Origin of the sequence: Pedobacter segetis, from assembly GCF_016623585.1 — a bacterium.
Lineage (GTDB): Bacteria > Bacteroidota > Bacteroidia > Sphingobacteriales > Sphingobacteriaceae > Pseudopedobacter > Pseudopedobacter segetis.
This window is the reverse complement of record NZ_JAEHFY010000002.1, coordinates 11,983-28,770: the sequence shown is the minus strand read 5'-3', so window position 1 is coordinate 28,770 and position 16,788 is coordinate 11,983. Positions and strand designations below refer to the sequence as shown.

The following is a 16,788-nucleotide window of genomic DNA, read 5'->3' as shown; positions in this document are numbered from 1 at the left end:
CTTCTTGATACTAAATACTTGATTCTAAAAACATGGTAACAATAACAGATAAAGCAAAAGGTAAGATAGAAGAGCTGATGAAAGATGCAGGGTTAGATCAGTCTTATTTCCTGCGTGTTTCTGTGAAAGGCGGGGGATGTTCTGGCTTATCTTACAATATGGATTTTGATAACGAAACCCAAAAAGGCGATCAAGATTTTGAAGATAAGGGCTTAAAAATTGTTTTAGACATGAAATCTTTCCTTTACTTGGCAGGAACAGAGTTGGATTTTTCTGATGGATTAAACGGTAAAGGATTTAACTTTATCAATCCAAACGCATCACGTACTTGCGGTTGCGGGGAAAGCTTCTCTGTATAACAAAAACGAAATATGTTAAAAAGGGCACTTTTAATTAAGGGCCCTTTTTGTGTTTTAAGCTTAAATACATTATAATTGTGAGCTATACCAGTTAAATTCTAAGGTTAAATAGATGGAGTTAATTACCAAAAAAACAACCGTTCCGCAATTATTACGCAATGCTATTAAAAACATTCATCCAGAAACGGATACTTTTTTGATCAGAAAAGTAAAAGAAAAATGGGAAGAAATATCTTTTAAAGAAACCCTGGCTAAAGCCGATGCTATTTCGGCTTATTTTTTAGAAATTGGTATTAAAAAAGGGGACAGACTAGCTTTCATTATTGAAAACTCTCCAGAATATGTTTATTACGATCAGGCTTTACAACAAATTGGAGCTATAAACACTTCTATTTATCCTACCCTATCGGAAGCGGAAATAGAATATATCTTAAACGATTCTGGCGCAAAAACCATTTTAGTTGGTAGCCCTTTCTTGTTAAAAAAAGTTGTTAAGGTTGCCAATAGCAGTAAAGAATTAATAAGGATAATCCCCGTTTTTGATGATTTTGAAAAAATAACAGAAAAAATTGCTTTAAATGCTGGCGTAATCAGTTTAGAAAATGTAATCAAGGAGGGCCATTCTAAATTAGATGGCTTTGAAAATGAAATCAACCATTTAAGGGACCAAGTTTTACCTTCTGATATTTCTGCACTAATTTATACTTCTGGCACCACCGGCGTACCAAAAGGTGTAATGCTAACGCATTCTAACTTTGTAGAAAATGTAAAAGTTTGCTTGCAGCAAATCCCCGTGATTGATTCGAACGAAACTTTTCTTTCATTTTTGCCCTTATCACACGTTTTTGAGCGTACGGCAACTTACCATGTTTGTTGTGCAAAAGGTAATAAAATAGCATTTGCCCAAAGTTTAGAATTATTGGCCAAAAACATGGGCGAGGTTAAACCTACGGTAATGTCTTGTGTACCAAGGCTATTAGAAAAAATCCATGATAAAGCCATAAAAGGAGGAACAGCGGCCGGAGGCACAAAGGCTAAAATATTCTTGTGGGCCTTAGATATTGGACAAAAGCATAGGGAAATCAAAGAAGCTGGCAAAAACCCGTCTATTCTCTTAAATGTAAAACATGCCATAGCAGAAAAATTGGTTTTTAGCAAGATTAAAGAAAAAACAGGTGGTAACTTAAAATTTATGATTTCTGGTGGTGCGGCTTTGCCAAAAAATGTTGGGGAATTTTTCGGGAATTTAGGCATCAAAATTCTAGAAGGTTTTGGATTAACAGAAACTTCACCCGTAATGTCGGTCACAGAATATCACCGCCAGGTTTATGGAACTGTAGGGAGGGTTATACCAGGGATAGAAATCGGTATCCAAGATGTAGAAAGCAAAAATTTTATCTCTATACAAAATCACCAATCCTTTAACCCTAACTTCACTTGCAACGAGGGCGAAATCTGCGTACGCGGGCATTGTGTTATGAAGGGATATTGGAACAAACCCGATGAAACTGCAGAAGTGATTGATGATGAAGGTTGGTTTCATACTGGCGATGTTGGCAGGTTTTTTAAAGGTAACCTGCAAATTACCGATAGGATCAAAAATATGTTGGTAAATGCTTATGGCAAAAATATTTATCCTACACCAGTAGAAAATACCTATTTAAAAAGTCAAAAAATTGAGGCTGTTTTTTTATTAGGGGATAAAAAAGAATATATTACCGCAATTATTACCCCAAACAAAGAAACATTACAAGAAAATTTTGGTTTAAAAGATGCTTTTTTTGATACGGCAGATGTTTTTATAGATGATGCACAAATTGTAGATTGGATAGCGCAAGACATTAAAAAATTCTCTAATGAACTTGCCAAGTTTGAGCGCATTAAAAACTTTAAAATTAAGCGCAATCCTTTTACGATAGAAGATGGTGAGATGACCCCTACAATGAAACCTAAAAGAAAAGTGATAGAGAAAAAATATGCTGGCGCTATTGAAGAAATGTATTTGAATACAATAGAAACAGATTAATTTATTTTTTTAGGATGATTTTACTTTATTAAAACAGATATTTGCACCCAATATGGAATTGGGAGAATTAAAAACAAAACGCATATTTCTTAAGGTATTCTTCTTTCTTTCTGGGATATTATTTGCTTCATGGGCATCAAGGATTCCTACGATCAAATTGTTATTATCCTTAAACGATGCTGAACTTGGAAGCCTGCTCTTTGTCTTGCCAATAGGTTCTTTGGTTGGCCTGCCACTTTCGGGCTATTTAATCTCAAAATTTAACAGTAAAGAATTAATTTTAGCATCTTCCATTTTACAGGCAAGCGCACTAACAGGCATCGGCTTTGCCCAAAATATTTTCATTTTAGGCATTTTCTTGTTTTTATTTGCTTTTGCCATGAGGTTGATCAACATCGCCGTTAATACGCAATCTGTTAATCTTCAAAAGTTTTATGATAAACCTATTATTGGAAGTTTCCACGGAATTTGGAGTTTAGGCGGGATATTTGGCGCAGGAATTACCTCTTTGTTATTATTATTAAAAATTGATATAAGCTACCATTTTTTAGCCATAACAGTACTCGTTTTTATTGGGTCGGCAATCTCATACCCAAGATTATTGGGAAAAGATAGAGCAGAAAAAGGGAACAAACTTATTTTCGGTAAACCAGATCCATTTATCATGCGATTAGGTTTGCTAGGCTTTTTTGCTGCAATTTGCGAAGGCGGGATGTTTGATTGGAGCGGAGTATATTTTAAAGAGATATTGCACACCCCAATATTTACCTATGGTTATTTTACTTTTTTGGTATTTATGGCCTCTTTTCGTTTTGTTTCTGATAAAGTGATAGGCAAGATAGGCATTGCCAATACCTATATTTTAAGTACTTGCTTAATCGTAAGCGGAATTTTGCTATCTATAACTTTCCCATACTTTTGGGTAGCATTAATTGGGTTTGCATTAACAGGAATGGGAACAGCATCCATTTTCCCGATGACATTGGGGCTAGCGGGAAAATCATCAAAATATTCTGCCGGTATGGGCATATCAATTGTTGCCACCTACTCTATAGTAGGGATGTTGTTAGGTCCACCTTTAATAGGTTATCTTTCTCATCTTTTTAACCTACGCATCGCTTTTATTTTATTTATTGTTGCCGGGTTAATGTTTGTTCCTGTATCAAAAAGCTTGTTCAAAATTAGATCTTAGTTTTATTTTTAACTTAAAAATAATGGAAGAAACAAAAAAATTACCTTTTTTAAACCCAGAAGAAATAAGGGTTTTGGGCTGTTTAATAGAAAAAAGCAAAACTACTCCAGATTATTATCCATTGACTTTGAACGCTTTAACAGCGGCTTGTAATCAAAAAAGCTCAAGGAAACCTGTGGTAGATTATGATGAGCAAACCGTGATTTTAACCTTGGATAGTTTAAAGAAAAAGGGATTGGTTTCTACAGCAACAGGCGGAGGAAGCAGAGTAGTTAAATATAAACATAATTTTGCCATTATGTTTCCCGTGGTACCTTCGCAATTGGCCATCATTTGTTTGTTATTATTAAGAGGGGCGCAAACACCGGGCGAAATTAATACCAATGCCGGCAGGTTATATGAATTTGAATCTTTGGAGCAGGTTAATGATGTTTTAGAGCAATTATCTAATCCTGATATGCCCTATTTAGTTCAACTCCCAAAAAAAGCTGGACAAAAAGAAGCAAGGTTTATGCACTTACTTGGCGGCGAACCAAATATAGATCACGAGGATGATCTTGTAGAACCTACAAAAAAATCTGTTTCTGAACTAGAACAAAGAATAGCTGTTTTAGAAGAAAACTATGATCAGCTTAAAGCTGATTTTGATAGACTGATGAAAGAATTGATGGGTTAAAAATTTTGCTTGATTGGTTTTTGTCTATTATCAATAAAAGCGATTAACTCGATAGTGTTAGATTCCTCTTTTATTCTGTAGATGACTGAGACCTGTTTAATGATTAATCATTTATAAACGTCTTTAAATGAAGTGGACTTTCTAAAAATCAAAGAACTATGTTTAATATTATCTAAAGTTCTTGATACTTGACTAACGAATTCTAAAATTATTTTATCACTAAAATGGATTTCTAGATATTCTAAACGATCGCTAATAATTTCATAGCTTCTATGTGCGATACAGTTCATTTATTATCCGCATCGTCTAATCCTTCCTTAATTTCCTTTTTTTTCTTCTTTTAACTCATCAAACCAATCTATTGATCTAGTATTTATAAATGCTTTTAAATCTAAAATCAGAGATTCATCTTTAATATTCACGATTGTTTCTAACAAGTCTAGTTTTTAATATCGAATATTCATAGCATTAAAATTTTAACTAATTTAATCATTTAAAATACCTTAAACAATATACTTTAATTTTTACGTTTTAGCCAATATGCAATGTAAATTTAAGCATCTCCTTCTTATACTCTCCGTTATCCTTTTATCTAGTTCATGTTCTTCTGTTTATATGCCTAATGTGCCCAATAGCCCAATGTTGAGCAAGAAAAACGAAGTTCACGCTTCTGGGCATTTATCTTTGCGTGGAAACGTTAACATTAATACCGCTTATGCCGTTTCCGATCATGTTGGGGTTTTGTTTAATGGTTCGTTTATCAATCAACAAAAAAACAAAAAAGATTTTAGGCAAGATTTGGTAGAAGGTGGCGCAGGTTATTTCACAACATTTGGTACGGATAATAGCAGGATTTTAGAATTTTACGGCGGTTTGGGCAGGGGCAGCACAGAACGTGTTTTTAGAAACAAGGAAAAAGACGGAACAATAACAACAGACGTACAAAATGTAAATTTCGATAAGCTGTTTTTTCAGGTAAATTATAGCTCTAAAGAACAAAAAGACTTAAAACTTTTCTCTAAGACTTTCCCCTTAAATTACGGGACCATATTTAGGATTAGCCATGTTAGCATGACAGATTTTAAGAGAAATAACATCAACCAACCATTAGAGGATAATATCTTTATCGAACCTGTTTTTTTTACCCGCTTAAAGTTAAATCAAAACCTACAATTGCAATATACCTCGGGCAGCAACTTTGGCCTAAAAAACAGGGATTTTATGACTGCTGGAAGTTCGGTTTTTACAATTGGAATTGTTTTAAACGTAGGTGGGACAAAATTTAATTAAGTTTTAATCCTTTTGTTTATGGCTAAGGTGGTTGTGGGGAACCATCTCAATTGCAAAATTGCCTCGCTGAATGTTTGCCTATTTGTGTGATGTTTCATTATCAATCAATATAACCGGATTGATTACATTTACCGATATAAGTCTTGTGCCCAAAAGGAGTAAATTTTAAATAAGTAAATATCCCATAAATACAAAAAGCTCAAAATATAAATTCTGAGCTTTCTTTATTTTATCATTCTCCTTTATGTTTTATCCATAAATCCAACTAAACTTATATTCTAGGTTAGGGATTTTTATCCTATCAGCGATACGCGTTAAACGATCTGGTAAGGCAACCAGGTAATCCCTGGCCTTCTCCCCTGCTTCATTCAAATCTTTAATGCTTTCTATGTTCCAATCCTCTATCAAGTTTTTTAGGATATCTACATAATCTAAAGCAGTATAAACACCTAAACGTTGCGCAGCATCGGTAAAATGACCAAAGGTGCTGCCTATTTTTGTTCCCATCTCACGCAAAAAATGGGCGGGCATAACAATCTTCTTTCGCATCATATCTTCAAAGGCTAGCATTACTTCATTTGGATCTACCTCAAAGGCTTTACCAATAAATGCTTTATATGCTTTGGCATGGCGAGCTTCATCGGCGGCAATTAAGCCGCAAATTTTAGATAATAATTTATCGCCGCTCTGTTTTGCTAATTGGGCTACCCTTCTGTGTGAAATATTAGTTGCTATCTCTTGAAATGAGGTATAGATAAAATTTCGGTAAGGATCATGGCCGGTCCCTATATCAAAACCATCTTGGATTAAATATTGTGTGGATGCTTCCATCTCTCTCATATTAACCCTTCCTGATAGGTATAGATATTTGTTCAATAAATCTCCATGCCGGTTTTCTTCTGCCGTCCATGCCCTAACCCACTTCATCCAGCCGCCCTGCTCGCTTCTAGAAACATGATCAACCATGGTTAACCAAGATTCATAGGTTGGTAAAGCCTCTTCGGTGATGGTATCACCAATTAAAACGGCCATTAAATCATAAGAAAGTTCTTTGGTGCTACCTTGCAAATCCCTAACCTCATCAAAAAAAGTTTCTTTGCTGGCATCGGGCAAAAAATCTGCCGGCTGCCACATATCTTCTACGGGCTTTAAATAATCAGCCATATCGTTTACCATAAATGGTTCCAAATAACTCATTACTTCTTTTCGGGATCCTACAGGTAAGTCTATCATAAAAAAAATTGAATTACAAATATAAGCATATCCCCAACAATAACGATAAATAGCTCTAATATCTGATTTTGGTTTAACGGTTTGTTAAATTAATTAGCAAAGCCCTTGCCAATTTTGATGATCATTGGTTAAGGTATTGGAGCATCAAAAAACAAGAGACGAGAAGCAAGAAACAAGACCTTATGGCAACTGAATATCAAAACTTAGCATAAAACAATCAATAATGAAAAAATACCTGATCAACTATTTTGTAAAAATATACGCCCAATAAATAAATAGAAACTGAAAAGGTAATCTTATTAAGGAGAGATAAAACATCAAATCGATATTTTTAGATTGATTGATGGCCATTTGTATATTGGCCGGGAACACGGCGATCAACAATAAAATAAGTAACCACGCTCCTGCTTTTCTGGTTTTCTTTATCGTCAATAACCCACCTGCAATTATCTCGGCAACCCCACTCAGGTAAATCAGTACTTTTGGGAACGGAAAGTAAGATGGCATTATTTTCATATAAAAGCCCAGCATCAAAAAATGATTGGTTCCCGCAATGATAAAAACGATGCCCATTATCAAGGGATAATAATGTTTAATCATTTACAATTTATTATGTTTAATTAAACCTTTCAAAATTCTTTTTACCAAACCGGGGCCTTCGTAAACAAAACCAGTATAAATTTGCACCAAACTAGCTCCGGCCTCTAATTTTTCTTGAGCGTCTTTTGCGGAGTGGATCCCCCCGACCCCAATTATTGGGAAAGAATGATTTGACTTTTGGGATAGATATTTTATCACTTCTGTAGAACGTTTTGTTAACGGTTTCCCACTTAAACCTCCTATTTCATTTTTTTCGCTTTCGCTTGATGTTAAATGATCGCGTGAAATGGTGGTATTGGTGGCTATTACGCCGGCTATTTTGGTTTCTTGCACAATTTCCACAATATCATCTAACTGGGGATCTGTTAAATCTGGGGCAATCTTTAATAAAATAGGCCTAGAAATATCATTTTTAAGATTGCGCTTTTGCAAAGCATTTAAAATGTGCATTAAAGGTTCTTTTTCTTGAAGTTCCCTTAATCCTGGTGTATTGGGCGAACTTACGTTTACCACAAAATAATCTACCACATCAAATAAAGCATCAAAGCATTTAATATAATCACTTACGGCATCTTGGTTGGGTGTATTCTTATTCTTTCCTATATTCCCACCGATGATCAATCCTTCCCTTTTAACCGATTTCAGTTTTCTCGCCAAAACATCAACCCCCATATTGTTGAAACCCATTCGGTTTATCAATGCTTCATCGGCCTTGAGCCTAAACATTCTCGGTTTATCGTTACCTGGTTGCGGCAAAGGTGTAACCGTACCTACTTCAATAAAACCAAAGCCAAAATTGGCAAACTCTTCTATAAAATCTCCGTTTTTATCAAATCCAGCGGCCAAACCAACCGGGTTCTTAAAATCAAGACCAAAAACCTTTCTATTTAACAAGGGGTACTCTAAATTGTAAATCCCTCTCATCAATTTTGGAAAGCCCCAAAACTTTTGCATCATCTTTAAGGTATCTGTAACCGTATAATGGATGGCCTCGGGATCAAATTGAAAAAATATGGATTTGATGAATTTGTACATGAAACAAATTTAAGATCTATTTTAGTTTAAATTAACCTATAAAGAAAAAATCCCTAAAATCTATCTTAATTATATGATTTTTAACAACTTATATTTTAGCAACTGGCTTTTAGCTTTTAACCCAAATAAAGGGTAAGGTTTTTGATCTTACTTATCAAACATCAAAACCATGAAAAATATTTTTATAAAAACAGTTATGTTGGGGATGAGCGCCGGAATGAGAACGATGGCTCCCCTAGCCATCATGAGCGCTAGGTTTCATGAACATAAACAAGCAAGCCTAACCCATACCAAGTTTAATTTCATACAATCTGGTTTAACCTCTGGCCTTTTAGGTTTGGCAGCTTTTGGTGAGCTGGCGGGAGATAAAAGCGAGCAGGCACCAAATAGGACAGAGCCTTTAGGTATAATTGCGAGGGCAATTTCTGGGGCATTTGTTGGGGCGGCTATTTACAAAGCATCCTTTAACAATCCGTTAAAAGGAGCTGCTGTTGGTGCAATATCCGCGGTAGCATCTACTTATGCCTTTTTTTATCTAAGAAAAAAATTAGCAAAAAAAACCGGTAAAGACAAAGTTTTAGGAATGGCAGAAGATGTTTTAGCCTATGGTTTAGGAAATATGTTTTATTGATGGTTTGTCATTTATTTAAAATCTACTAACAAGCAGTTTGATGATGGCATGGAATTTTCTTTTTATTAAATATATACATCTTAAAAAATAAAACCATGATAAGTTTAATAGAAAATTTACCTCCACACGTAATCGGAATTAATATCAGCGGCAAAGTTAAGGAAGAAGACTATAAAAAAGTTTTGGAGCCCGCCATAGAGAAACAACATAAAACGCATGATAAGCTAAATTGCCTTATCATATATGATACAGAGATAGCTAACTTTAGCTCATCTGCCATGTTAGAAGACCTAAAAACAGATTTTAAATATTATAACAAATGGAACAAGGTTGCGATAGTTGTTAACAAAGATTATTTGAAAAATGTAATCGGTGTTGTTTCTGCTATCATACCCGGGGAATTGAAAGGTTTCTCTCCAGAAGAAATAGAACAAGCGAAAACATTTGTTAAATAAATATTCAATCATGACTTTTCAAGACAGAAAAAATAAAGGGAAAGATTGGGAAAAAACTCAGGAAAAAAGGAAAGAACTGAATGATAAAAACCTAGAAGAAGCCAATAAACCAAAATCTGTATATAAACAGGTTAATGCTGAATTGGAGGAGAAAAATAAAAAAACGGTTTGATTTTTCTTACCTATTAAAACAAAAAAGCCTCTTAACTAAACAGTTAAGAGGCTTTTTTATGGAACAAATAAAATATTAGAATTTATATCTTAAACCAATTTGCATTCTCCAAGTACTTGCTGTACTAATATTATCCTGAATGTAATTGGTTACTAAATTTCCATTATTGTTTTGCAATCTATAAACAGGTTGGTTGTTGGCGTTAATACTTCTAAAGCCTAAAGGATTATTGGTAACATACCTATCCTTTATACCCCAATTTTTATTTAATAAATTTGGAAGATTAAAAATATCGACGCTTAGCTGAAGATTATGATTAATACTTTTTTGTTTTATCATAAAATCTTGCAGTAATCTAAAATCTATTTCATTATACCAAGGTAATTGCGCCCCATTTCTTTCAGCATATTTACCTCTGTTCTTACTTAAATACGGAGAACTTTCGATAAATTTCTCAAACGCATCTTGTTGTTGTTGTACAGTAAAAGTTACAGGCGCATTATTTACAGTTGCAGTATATTGTTCAAAAACTACATCTGATGTTTTATTAGGAATATACATTAAGTCGGTAGAACTTCCTCCATCTAAGTTTGCATCTCCATTAATTACAAAACTGTAATTTCCTTGTGAAGCACCTTCATAAAATAAAGAAACTGTTGTTCCAAAATATTTGGCATATTTAAAGTTATAGGAAGCATTCATTACAACTCTATGTGGGGTTAAATAACTAGAATTATATAACTCTTGATTATTTAGAGTTCCAACAACTGGATTACCATTCCAAACTGATGCAGCCTGAGAACCTGGATTAGCAGTTACATCTTTAGAGCTTGTGTAAGTATAAGCAATAGAACCATAGAAATTAGAAGAAAAATCTTTTGATAACAATGCAGTAATTGCACCAGAATAGCCTTTATTGGTATTTTCTAATACAATAGCAGATGTAATGGAACTATTCAAATCTCTATTTGCAGTTGAGGTATATCTTAATCTACTAGCATTAGGGCCATCAACAATTGCTCCGTTTGGTGCTTTGTTATTAGCGTTTCTCATCACTACACCATTTATATCTTTTGTAAATAAACCTTCAAGAGTAAAAGAATATCCGTTACCTATTTTTTTATCCACTGCTAAGTTTGTTCTAAATACAGATGGAAATTTAAAGTTTGGATCTATTAAAACTATGTTCCCAGGAGCTGTTGGAGTTAAGTTTGTTGGAAACAAATTAGCATAAACAGTTGGATCCTCGGTAAGTCTGATACCTGCTAAAGAAACTGCTTCAGTAGCATTAGAATTTCTTAACCTGCCACCAAATTGGATAACACCAGAATTAGATGGAGCATTAGTTAACCAAACAAATGGAATCCTACCTGTAAATATACCTGTACCGCCTCTAAGAATAAGAGAATTGTCTTTTTTAACATCATATCTAAATCCTAATCTAGGAGAAAGCAAAAAGTTGTTACTTGGCCTATCAGAGTTTTTGTAATTTTTTAAATTACCTTTCTTATCGTAAAACTGTAATGCAGTAATTGCAGTATTTTCAATTTGATCATCTAAATAAATCGGCTTATCACCACGTAAGCCAACCGTCAACTTTAAACCGTTGTCAAAATCGATATCATCTTGTGCATAAATCCCCAATTGACCCACTTTTATTTCAGCTGCATAAGGTGCGGGATCACCAGGTTTTAAAGAATAAGTGTAGGCAAAATAAGCAGGGGCAGCGTTATTTAATACATCATCAACGCTATTAAAAGCATAATATCCTTTGGCAGCAGGCATAAACTGATTACCAACATATTGTTGTTCATAGGTTAAACCACCAGTAAAAGTATGAATACCTTTATAATAAGTTAGGTTATCAGTAAAGCTAATAATATTATTTTTAACATTATTATTTGCGGTAAAAGGGTCTGTACCAAAGGTTAGCAAATTGCCGCCAGCACCATCAAAAACATCTACAGTAGGGAAAAATGAAGAATTCACGTCCCTAGATGTTCCTATTTTGGTGTAAGTGGTTAAAAACTGATTTGAGAATTGTGAATTAATATTGCTCTTTAACTCCAAAGTACCTGTCCTCACTCTATTATTGAAAAAATAATTAGAATTATTATAAGACATAGAATTATTGCTAAAACGGTTGTATGGTAATCTTGTGATATTAGATTTACCAGTAACATTAAAACCACCTCCATTAGGTACACTAGAACCATTTAAAGACTGGTCATCAGTACCATCAAGATCACTATATTTAAGTGTTAATTTGTTTATTTTATTAATATTCCAATCTAATTTTGCCAGTATCTTAGTGTTTTTTGTTTCAAAATTAGGGAAGTTATCATAAGCACCAGTATTATAACCAAATTTTTGTTTTACATAATCTGAAACTTTTTTTAAGTCTGCCGCAGTTGTTGTAGAAACGTTTCCAGAGCCAGAACCGCCAGTTGGGGTATAGCTAATGCCTGGGTTAACATTTTTTTCTGATTCTGCATTTATAAAAAAGAAAAGCTTGTTTTTAATAATAGGCCCACCTAAGCTAAAACCATAAATATTACTTTTTGTGTCTTGTATTTGACTAGAAATATCTGTGCTACCAACATTAGTACCTAAATAATTTTGATTTCTATAAAAAGTGTAAGCAGTGCCGCTAAATTTATTAGTTCCGCTTTTAGTAATTGCATTGATACCTGCACCAGTGAAACCAGACTGTCTCACATCATAAGGAGCAATGTTTACAGATATTTCTTGATAAGCATCAATAGATATTGGTTGTGCACCACCACCCGGAAGAGGATCACTACTCAAACCGAAATTATTATTTAGGTTAGCACCATCCACTTGTAAATTATTATACCTACCGTCTCTGCCGGCAAAGCCATTCCCACTTGCTTGTGGTGTAGTTCTTACGAAATCAGTGATACTTCTGTTAATTGTTGGTAAGGTAGTTAATTGCTTAGAACTGATGTTTGTTGCTGCACCAATTCTAGTTGAATTTAAAATTGAGTTCTTGTCTGGTGCGGTAACTACAACTTCATTTAAAGTTTTACCGCCTGCTTCCATTACAACATCTAAATTATAGGTAGAACCTAATTTTAAAAAAATTCCATCAAACTTCTTTGGATTAAAACCAATAAAAGTAAATTCAATGGTGTAAGGACCGCCTGTGTTCATGTTTGGGATGGTAAATCTACCACTAGATGTGGTTTGGGTGGTATAAACCGATCCTGTTGGAGTGTGGATAGCTTTGATAGATGCACCAGGCATTGTCTCGCCATTAGAATCTTTTACTATACCAGACATGGAACTAGTTGTTACCTGCCCTACCGCAGATAAAGCTGTGAAGCTTATCAATGCGAAGAACATCAATAATTTTCTTTGTAATTTTCTTTTCATGTGTGTTAATTGAAAAATGAATTTTGGACAAATGTAAATAGGTAATTTGATATTATAGCAGAAGTTATATTAAATTAATGTTAACAATCCCTTAATTTTATTAACACTTTACAAACATTTTAACATATAACCTTAGTTGTTTCATAATTAATAACCTTATCTAATAATTTTCTTAAATTTGCAACTCTTTAAAAATAAACACATGAATTACGATTTAATAGTTATAGGTAGCGGCCCCGGTGGTTACGTTGCGGCAATTAGGGCAGCTCAGTTGGGTTTAAAAACTGCAATTGTAGAAAAGGAGTCTTTAGGTGGCGTTTGTTTAAATTGGGGTTGTATCCCAACTAAAGCATTATTAAAGAGCGCACAGGTTTTCGAGTATATACACCACGCCGCAGATTACGGGATCAATGTAGGGGAATCTTCTGCAGATTTTGGCGCTGTTGTGAAAAGAAGTAGAGGTGTTGCCGATGGAATGAGCAAGGGGATCCAGTTTTTGATGAAGAAAAACAAAATTGATGTGATCATGGGTTTTGGAAAAATCAAAAAGGGTGGTAAGGTTGAGGTTAAAGCTGCCGATGGTAGCACCAAAGAATATGAAGCCAAGCATACTATTTTGGCAACTGGCGGCAGATCAAGAGAATTGCCCCACCTTAAACAAGATGGCAAAAAAGTTATCGGTTATAGAGAAGCAATGACCCTACCTCAATTACCAAAATCTATGATTGTGATGGGTTCTGGAGCAATAGGCGTAGAGTTTGCGTATTTTTATGCAACCATGGGCACAAAAGTAACCATTGTAGAGTTTTTGGATAATATTGTGCCGGTAGAAGACGAGGACGTTTCTAAACAATTGAATCGTTCTTTCAAAAAAGTAGGTATCGATATCATGACCAAGGCTTCTGTAGAAAAAATCGACAGCTCTGGCGATATTTGTAAAGTAACAGTTAAAACAGAAGCCGGAGAAAAAGAATTGGAAGCCGAAATTGTTTTATCTGCCGTAGGCTATACACCAAATTTAGAGAATTTAGGTTTAGAAGAGTTAGGGGTAAAAGTTGATAAAGGAAGAGTTGTTACCGATGCTTATTACAAAACAAATGTAGATGGTGTTTATGCAATTGGAGATATAGTTGGCGGACAGGCTTTGGCTCACGTGGCATCTGCAGAAGGGATTATCTGCGTAGAGAAAATTGCCGGCCATCATCCAGAACCATTAAACTATGGTAACATTCCGGGTTGTACTTATTGCTCCCCAGAAATTGCTTCTGTGGGGATGACAGAGAAAAAAGCAAAAGAGGCAGGTTACGAGCTTAAAATTGGTAAATTCCCTTTTTCTGCATCTGGTAAGGCAAGTGCTTCTGGCGCTAAGGATGGTTTTGTTAAGTTGATTTTTGATGCAAAGTACGGAGAACTGTTAGGTGCTCACATGATCGGTAATAACGTTACCGAAATGATTGCAGAATTGGTAATTGCCCGTAAATTAGAAACTACCGGGATGGAAATCATCAAAACAGTACATCCTCACCCAACCATGAGCGAAGCCGTTATGGAAGCCGCCGCTGATGCTTACGGAGAAGTGATACATCTTTAATGTTTTTAGTATTTTACTCAGTATTGAGTATTGAGTATTGAGTATTGAGTATTGAGATATTAAGAAGCGAGATTTTAAGGATAGGAAATAAAAAATACCCAAAATATAAAACCGACAAATATTAATCGTCGGTTTTTTTATTTGTTTTTAGCGGTTGCTACAGAAAGAGAATAACTTTATAACCTTTAAAGAGTTATTAAAGCGGTAGTTCCCCATGATTATGAGTGGGTTAGGAATAGAAACGCATCCTTTTTATTTGTGATCCTTAGCATTTTTGCGCTGTGCGAAGGGAAAAGGATGACAAATAAAAAGAGGTATTAGCCAGCCTGATAACCGTTAAAACGCCAAATTATTTTTAATTTTTAAAAGATAAGTTAAACAGATCTACTTTGCGGGAGATGCTGCAAAATCTGGATTGGCCTGAATTTCTTTTCTTAAATCTTTTGCCCAATCTGTCAATATTTTTTTCTGCGAAGCATTTAAAAGGGCATCTTTATGTATAAAGGTATAAGATTCTAGCGGCATCCAACCTTCATCTTGAGAAGCGATCAATTCTTCTAATTTATGATCTTGTCTCTTTAAAGAGTAGGTGGTAAACTCATCAAAATTAAAATGTTTTTTACCGCCTGTTACATGATCATTTAACCACCACGCGATGGGCTGGGTTTTGTTGTACCAAGGGTAACGTGTGTTGTTGCTATGGCAATCATAACAAGCAACGGTTAATATTTTGTTTACCGTATCTGGCATTGCATATTTAGAAGTAATGCTATTTGGCTGCGTACCGGCGTGTATATTTTTTTCTGGTTTAATGAATTGGATAACAACTAATATAACCGCTATTGCCAATAATATTTTCTTTGCCATTTCTTATTTTTTAAAATGTGAATGTATAATTTCATTGAGTTCTTCAGATATCTTACCGTTTGTGGCCACTATATCATAGGTTGTTAAGGCGTTTTCTCCGCCATCAAAATCAAAGTATTTGCCCCCTGCCCGCTCTACGATCAATAAACCGGCTGCAATATCCCATGGTTTTAGGTTATATTCAAAATAGGCATCAAACCTACCGCAGGCGGTGTAAGCCAAATCTACAGAAGCTGCTCCAATCCTTCTTAAACCATGGCATTTTCGCATCACTTCTGTAAATAAACCCATATATGCGTTTTGCCTTTCAAAATCGTAATAAGGAAAACCCGTGGCCACCAAACTGCTGTTTAGCTTTTCGTTATCAGATACCTTTATTTCCTTCCCGTTCAAATACGCCTTGCTGTCTTTCCAAGCATAAAAGCATTCATCTTGGTTAATCTCATAAATAACTCCAACAACTAAATCGTTATGTTGTTTTAAAGCGATGCTAACTGCAAAAGCGGGTATGCCATGTATAAAATTTGTTGTCCCATCCAAGGGGTCTATGATCCAATTAAATTCTTCTGCGGTTTTGTTTGAAGTACCTTCTTCTGCTATAAAACCAGATTGTGGTAGAATTTTAGAAAGCTCTTCGATGATCATCCTTTCGGCAGTTTTATCTACATAAGAAACCATATCGTTTACACCTTTATACTCAATTTTAGAGGCATTAAAGGTTTTGGATTCTGTAATGATAAATTTTCCGGCCATTTTAGCTACCTCAATTACCTGTTTACAAAGGTTTTCATAATCAATCATTATTAGGTTTTATTTTAAAGGTAAATAATTTATGAACGTAATAACTAGAAAAACCTAGGCTTAATGCCGATATTATCCTGGCCAAGGTTGGCGCAATGTAGAAAATCTCTATAAAAAACCTTAACAAGGCATAGTTAGCAAAAAAACCTATAAAGGCGATAAAGCTAAACCGGATAAACTGTCTTCTACTGGCCAAAGTAGAGTTGGCAAAGACCGCATATTTAGTTAATAAAAAATTTACGATTACGCCGCAGCTGTAAGAAATAAGTAAAGAAACGTTATGTGCCTTGTTTGGATGCCCAAAGATCATGACCACGTCTTTGACAAATATAAAGTTGAAGGTGATGAAGTAAATGGTTACATCTACCAACATGGCAACACCCGCAGAAAGAAAAAACCTAACTACCTTATTCTGAAAAAAACGATATTGGTTTAAGGTTTTACCGATAACATTAGAAGGCATA

At 34.7% G+C, this 16,788-nt stretch carries 16 protein-coding genes; 9 read left to right on the top strand and 7 right to left on the bottom strand.

The genetic code is table 11. The features are described 5' to 3' along the window. Window positions 1-32 precede the first annotated feature (32 nt). The 5 genes from I5M32_RS01465 to I5M32_RS01445 all read left to right on the top strand — a co-directional run bounded on the left by I5M32_RS01465 (window position 33) and on the right by I5M32_RS01445 (window position 5,543). Window positions 33-359 carry a HesB/IscA family protein gene (locus I5M32_RS01465; protein WP_200584334.1) on the top strand — a complete coding sequence of 109 codons (327 nt, stop codon included), beginning with the start codon at window positions 33-35 and terminating at the stop codon, window positions 357-359. A 112-nt stretch (window positions 360-471) separates the two neighbouring features. Continuing rightward, window positions 472-2,385 carry an AMP-dependent synthetase/ligase gene (locus tag I5M32_RS01460; protein ID WP_200584332.1) on the top strand — a complete coding sequence of 638 codons (1,914 nt, stop codon included), beginning with the start codon at window positions 472-474 and terminating at the stop codon, window positions 2,383-2,385. A 52-nt stretch (window positions 2,386-2,437) separates the two neighbouring features. After that, entirely contained in the window at window positions 2,438-3,577 is a 1,140-nt protein-coding gene (locus I5M32_RS01455; protein WP_200584330.1) for an MFS transporter, read from the top strand. A 22-nt stretch (window positions 3,578-3,599) separates the two neighbouring features. Continuing rightward, window positions 3,600-4,253, top strand: coding sequence for a YceH family protein (locus tag I5M32_RS01450; RefSeq protein ID WP_200584328.1), 654 nt, complete (start codon window positions 3,600-3,602; stop codon window positions 4,251-4,253). Window positions 4,254-4,868: 615 nt separating this feature from the next. Beyond that, window positions 4,869-5,543 (top strand): hypothetical protein, encoded by a 675-nt coding sequence (locus I5M32_RS01445; protein ID WP_200584561.1) that lies wholly within the window; start codon window positions 4,869-4,871, stop codon window positions 5,541-5,543. A gap of 249 nt (window positions 5,544-5,792) precedes the next feature. Here the strand turns inward: I5M32_RS01445 and I5M32_RS01440 are convergent, their stop codons facing one another. From I5M32_RS01440 to I5M32_RS01430, 3 genes are all read right to left on the bottom strand, one after another. Then, complete coding sequence (locus I5M32_RS01440; protein WP_200584325.1) at window positions 5,793-6,776, bottom strand: acyl-ACP desaturase; 984 nt, start codon at window positions 6,774-6,776, stop codon at window positions 5,793-5,795. A 243-nt stretch (window positions 6,777-7,019) separates the two neighbouring features. Then, window positions 7,020-7,376: a DoxX family protein gene (locus tag I5M32_RS01435; protein ID WP_200584322.1), complete on the bottom strand. Its 357-nt coding sequence runs from the start codon at window positions 7,374-7,376 to the stop codon at window positions 7,020-7,022. Then, the gene (locus I5M32_RS01430) at window positions 7,377-8,411 is read right to left on the bottom strand and encodes a quinone-dependent dihydroorotate dehydrogenase (protein WP_200584320.1); all 1,035 of its coding nucleotides are present in this window, start codon (window positions 8,409-8,411) and stop codon (window positions 7,377-7,379) included. 169 nt (window positions 8,412-8,580) lie between these two features. On the opposite strand from I5M32_RS01430, the gene I5M32_RS01425 reads away from it, so the two are divergent. From I5M32_RS01425 to I5M32_RS01415, 3 genes are all read left to right on the top strand, one after another. After that, on the top strand, window positions 8,581-9,042 hold the full coding sequence (locus I5M32_RS01425; RefSeq protein WP_200584317.1) for a DUF4126 family protein: 462 nt from the start codon (window positions 8,581-8,583) through the stop codon (window positions 9,040-9,042). A 95-nt stretch (window positions 9,043-9,137) separates the two neighbouring features. Then, entirely contained in the window at window positions 9,138-9,497 is a 360-nt protein-coding gene (locus tag I5M32_RS01420) for a SpoIIAA family protein (RefSeq protein ID WP_200584314.1), read from the top strand. A gap of 10 nt (window positions 9,498-9,507) precedes the next feature. Further along, complete coding sequence (locus tag I5M32_RS01415) at window positions 9,508-9,669, top strand: hypothetical protein (protein WP_200584311.1); 162 nt, start codon at window positions 9,508-9,510, stop codon at window positions 9,667-9,669. 75 nt (window positions 9,670-9,744) lie between these two features. On the opposite strand, the gene I5M32_RS01410 is transcribed toward I5M32_RS01415, so the two are convergent. After that, the gene (locus tag I5M32_RS01410) at window positions 9,745-13,065 is read right to left on the bottom strand and encodes a TonB-dependent receptor (protein WP_200584308.1); all 3,321 of its coding nucleotides are present in this window, start codon (window positions 13,063-13,065) and stop codon (window positions 9,745-9,747) included. Between the two features lie 202 nt (window positions 13,066-13,267). Between I5M32_RS01410 and lpdA the strand changes: the two genes are divergently transcribed. Next, window positions 13,268-14,656 (top strand): dihydrolipoyl dehydrogenase, encoded by a 1,389-nt coding sequence (gene lpdA, locus I5M32_RS01405; protein WP_200584305.1) that lies wholly within the window; start codon window positions 13,268-13,270, stop codon window positions 14,654-14,656. 384 nt (window positions 14,657-15,040) lie between these two features. On the opposite strand, the gene I5M32_RS01400 is transcribed toward lpdA, so the two are convergent. From I5M32_RS01400 to I5M32_RS01390, 3 genes are read right to left on the bottom strand one after another with little or no spacing between them, the layout of a single operon-like run. Beyond that, window positions 15,041-15,523, bottom strand: a complete 483-nt coding sequence (locus I5M32_RS01400; RefSeq protein ID WP_200584302.1) for a heme-binding domain-containing protein — start codon at window positions 15,521-15,523, stop codon at window positions 15,041-15,043. Between the two features lie 3 nt (window positions 15,524-15,526). Next, entirely contained in the window at window positions 15,527-16,324 is a 798-nt protein-coding gene (locus I5M32_RS01395; RefSeq protein ID WP_234461828.1) for an inositol monophosphatase family protein, read from the bottom strand. Continuing rightward, entirely contained in the window at window positions 16,317-16,787 is a 471-nt protein-coding gene (locus tag I5M32_RS01390) for a GtrA family protein (protein ID WP_200584299.1), read from the bottom strand. Before I5M32_RS01390 ends, I5M32_RS01395 begins: the two co-directional genes overlap by 8 nt. Window position 16,788 lies beyond the last annotated feature (1 nt).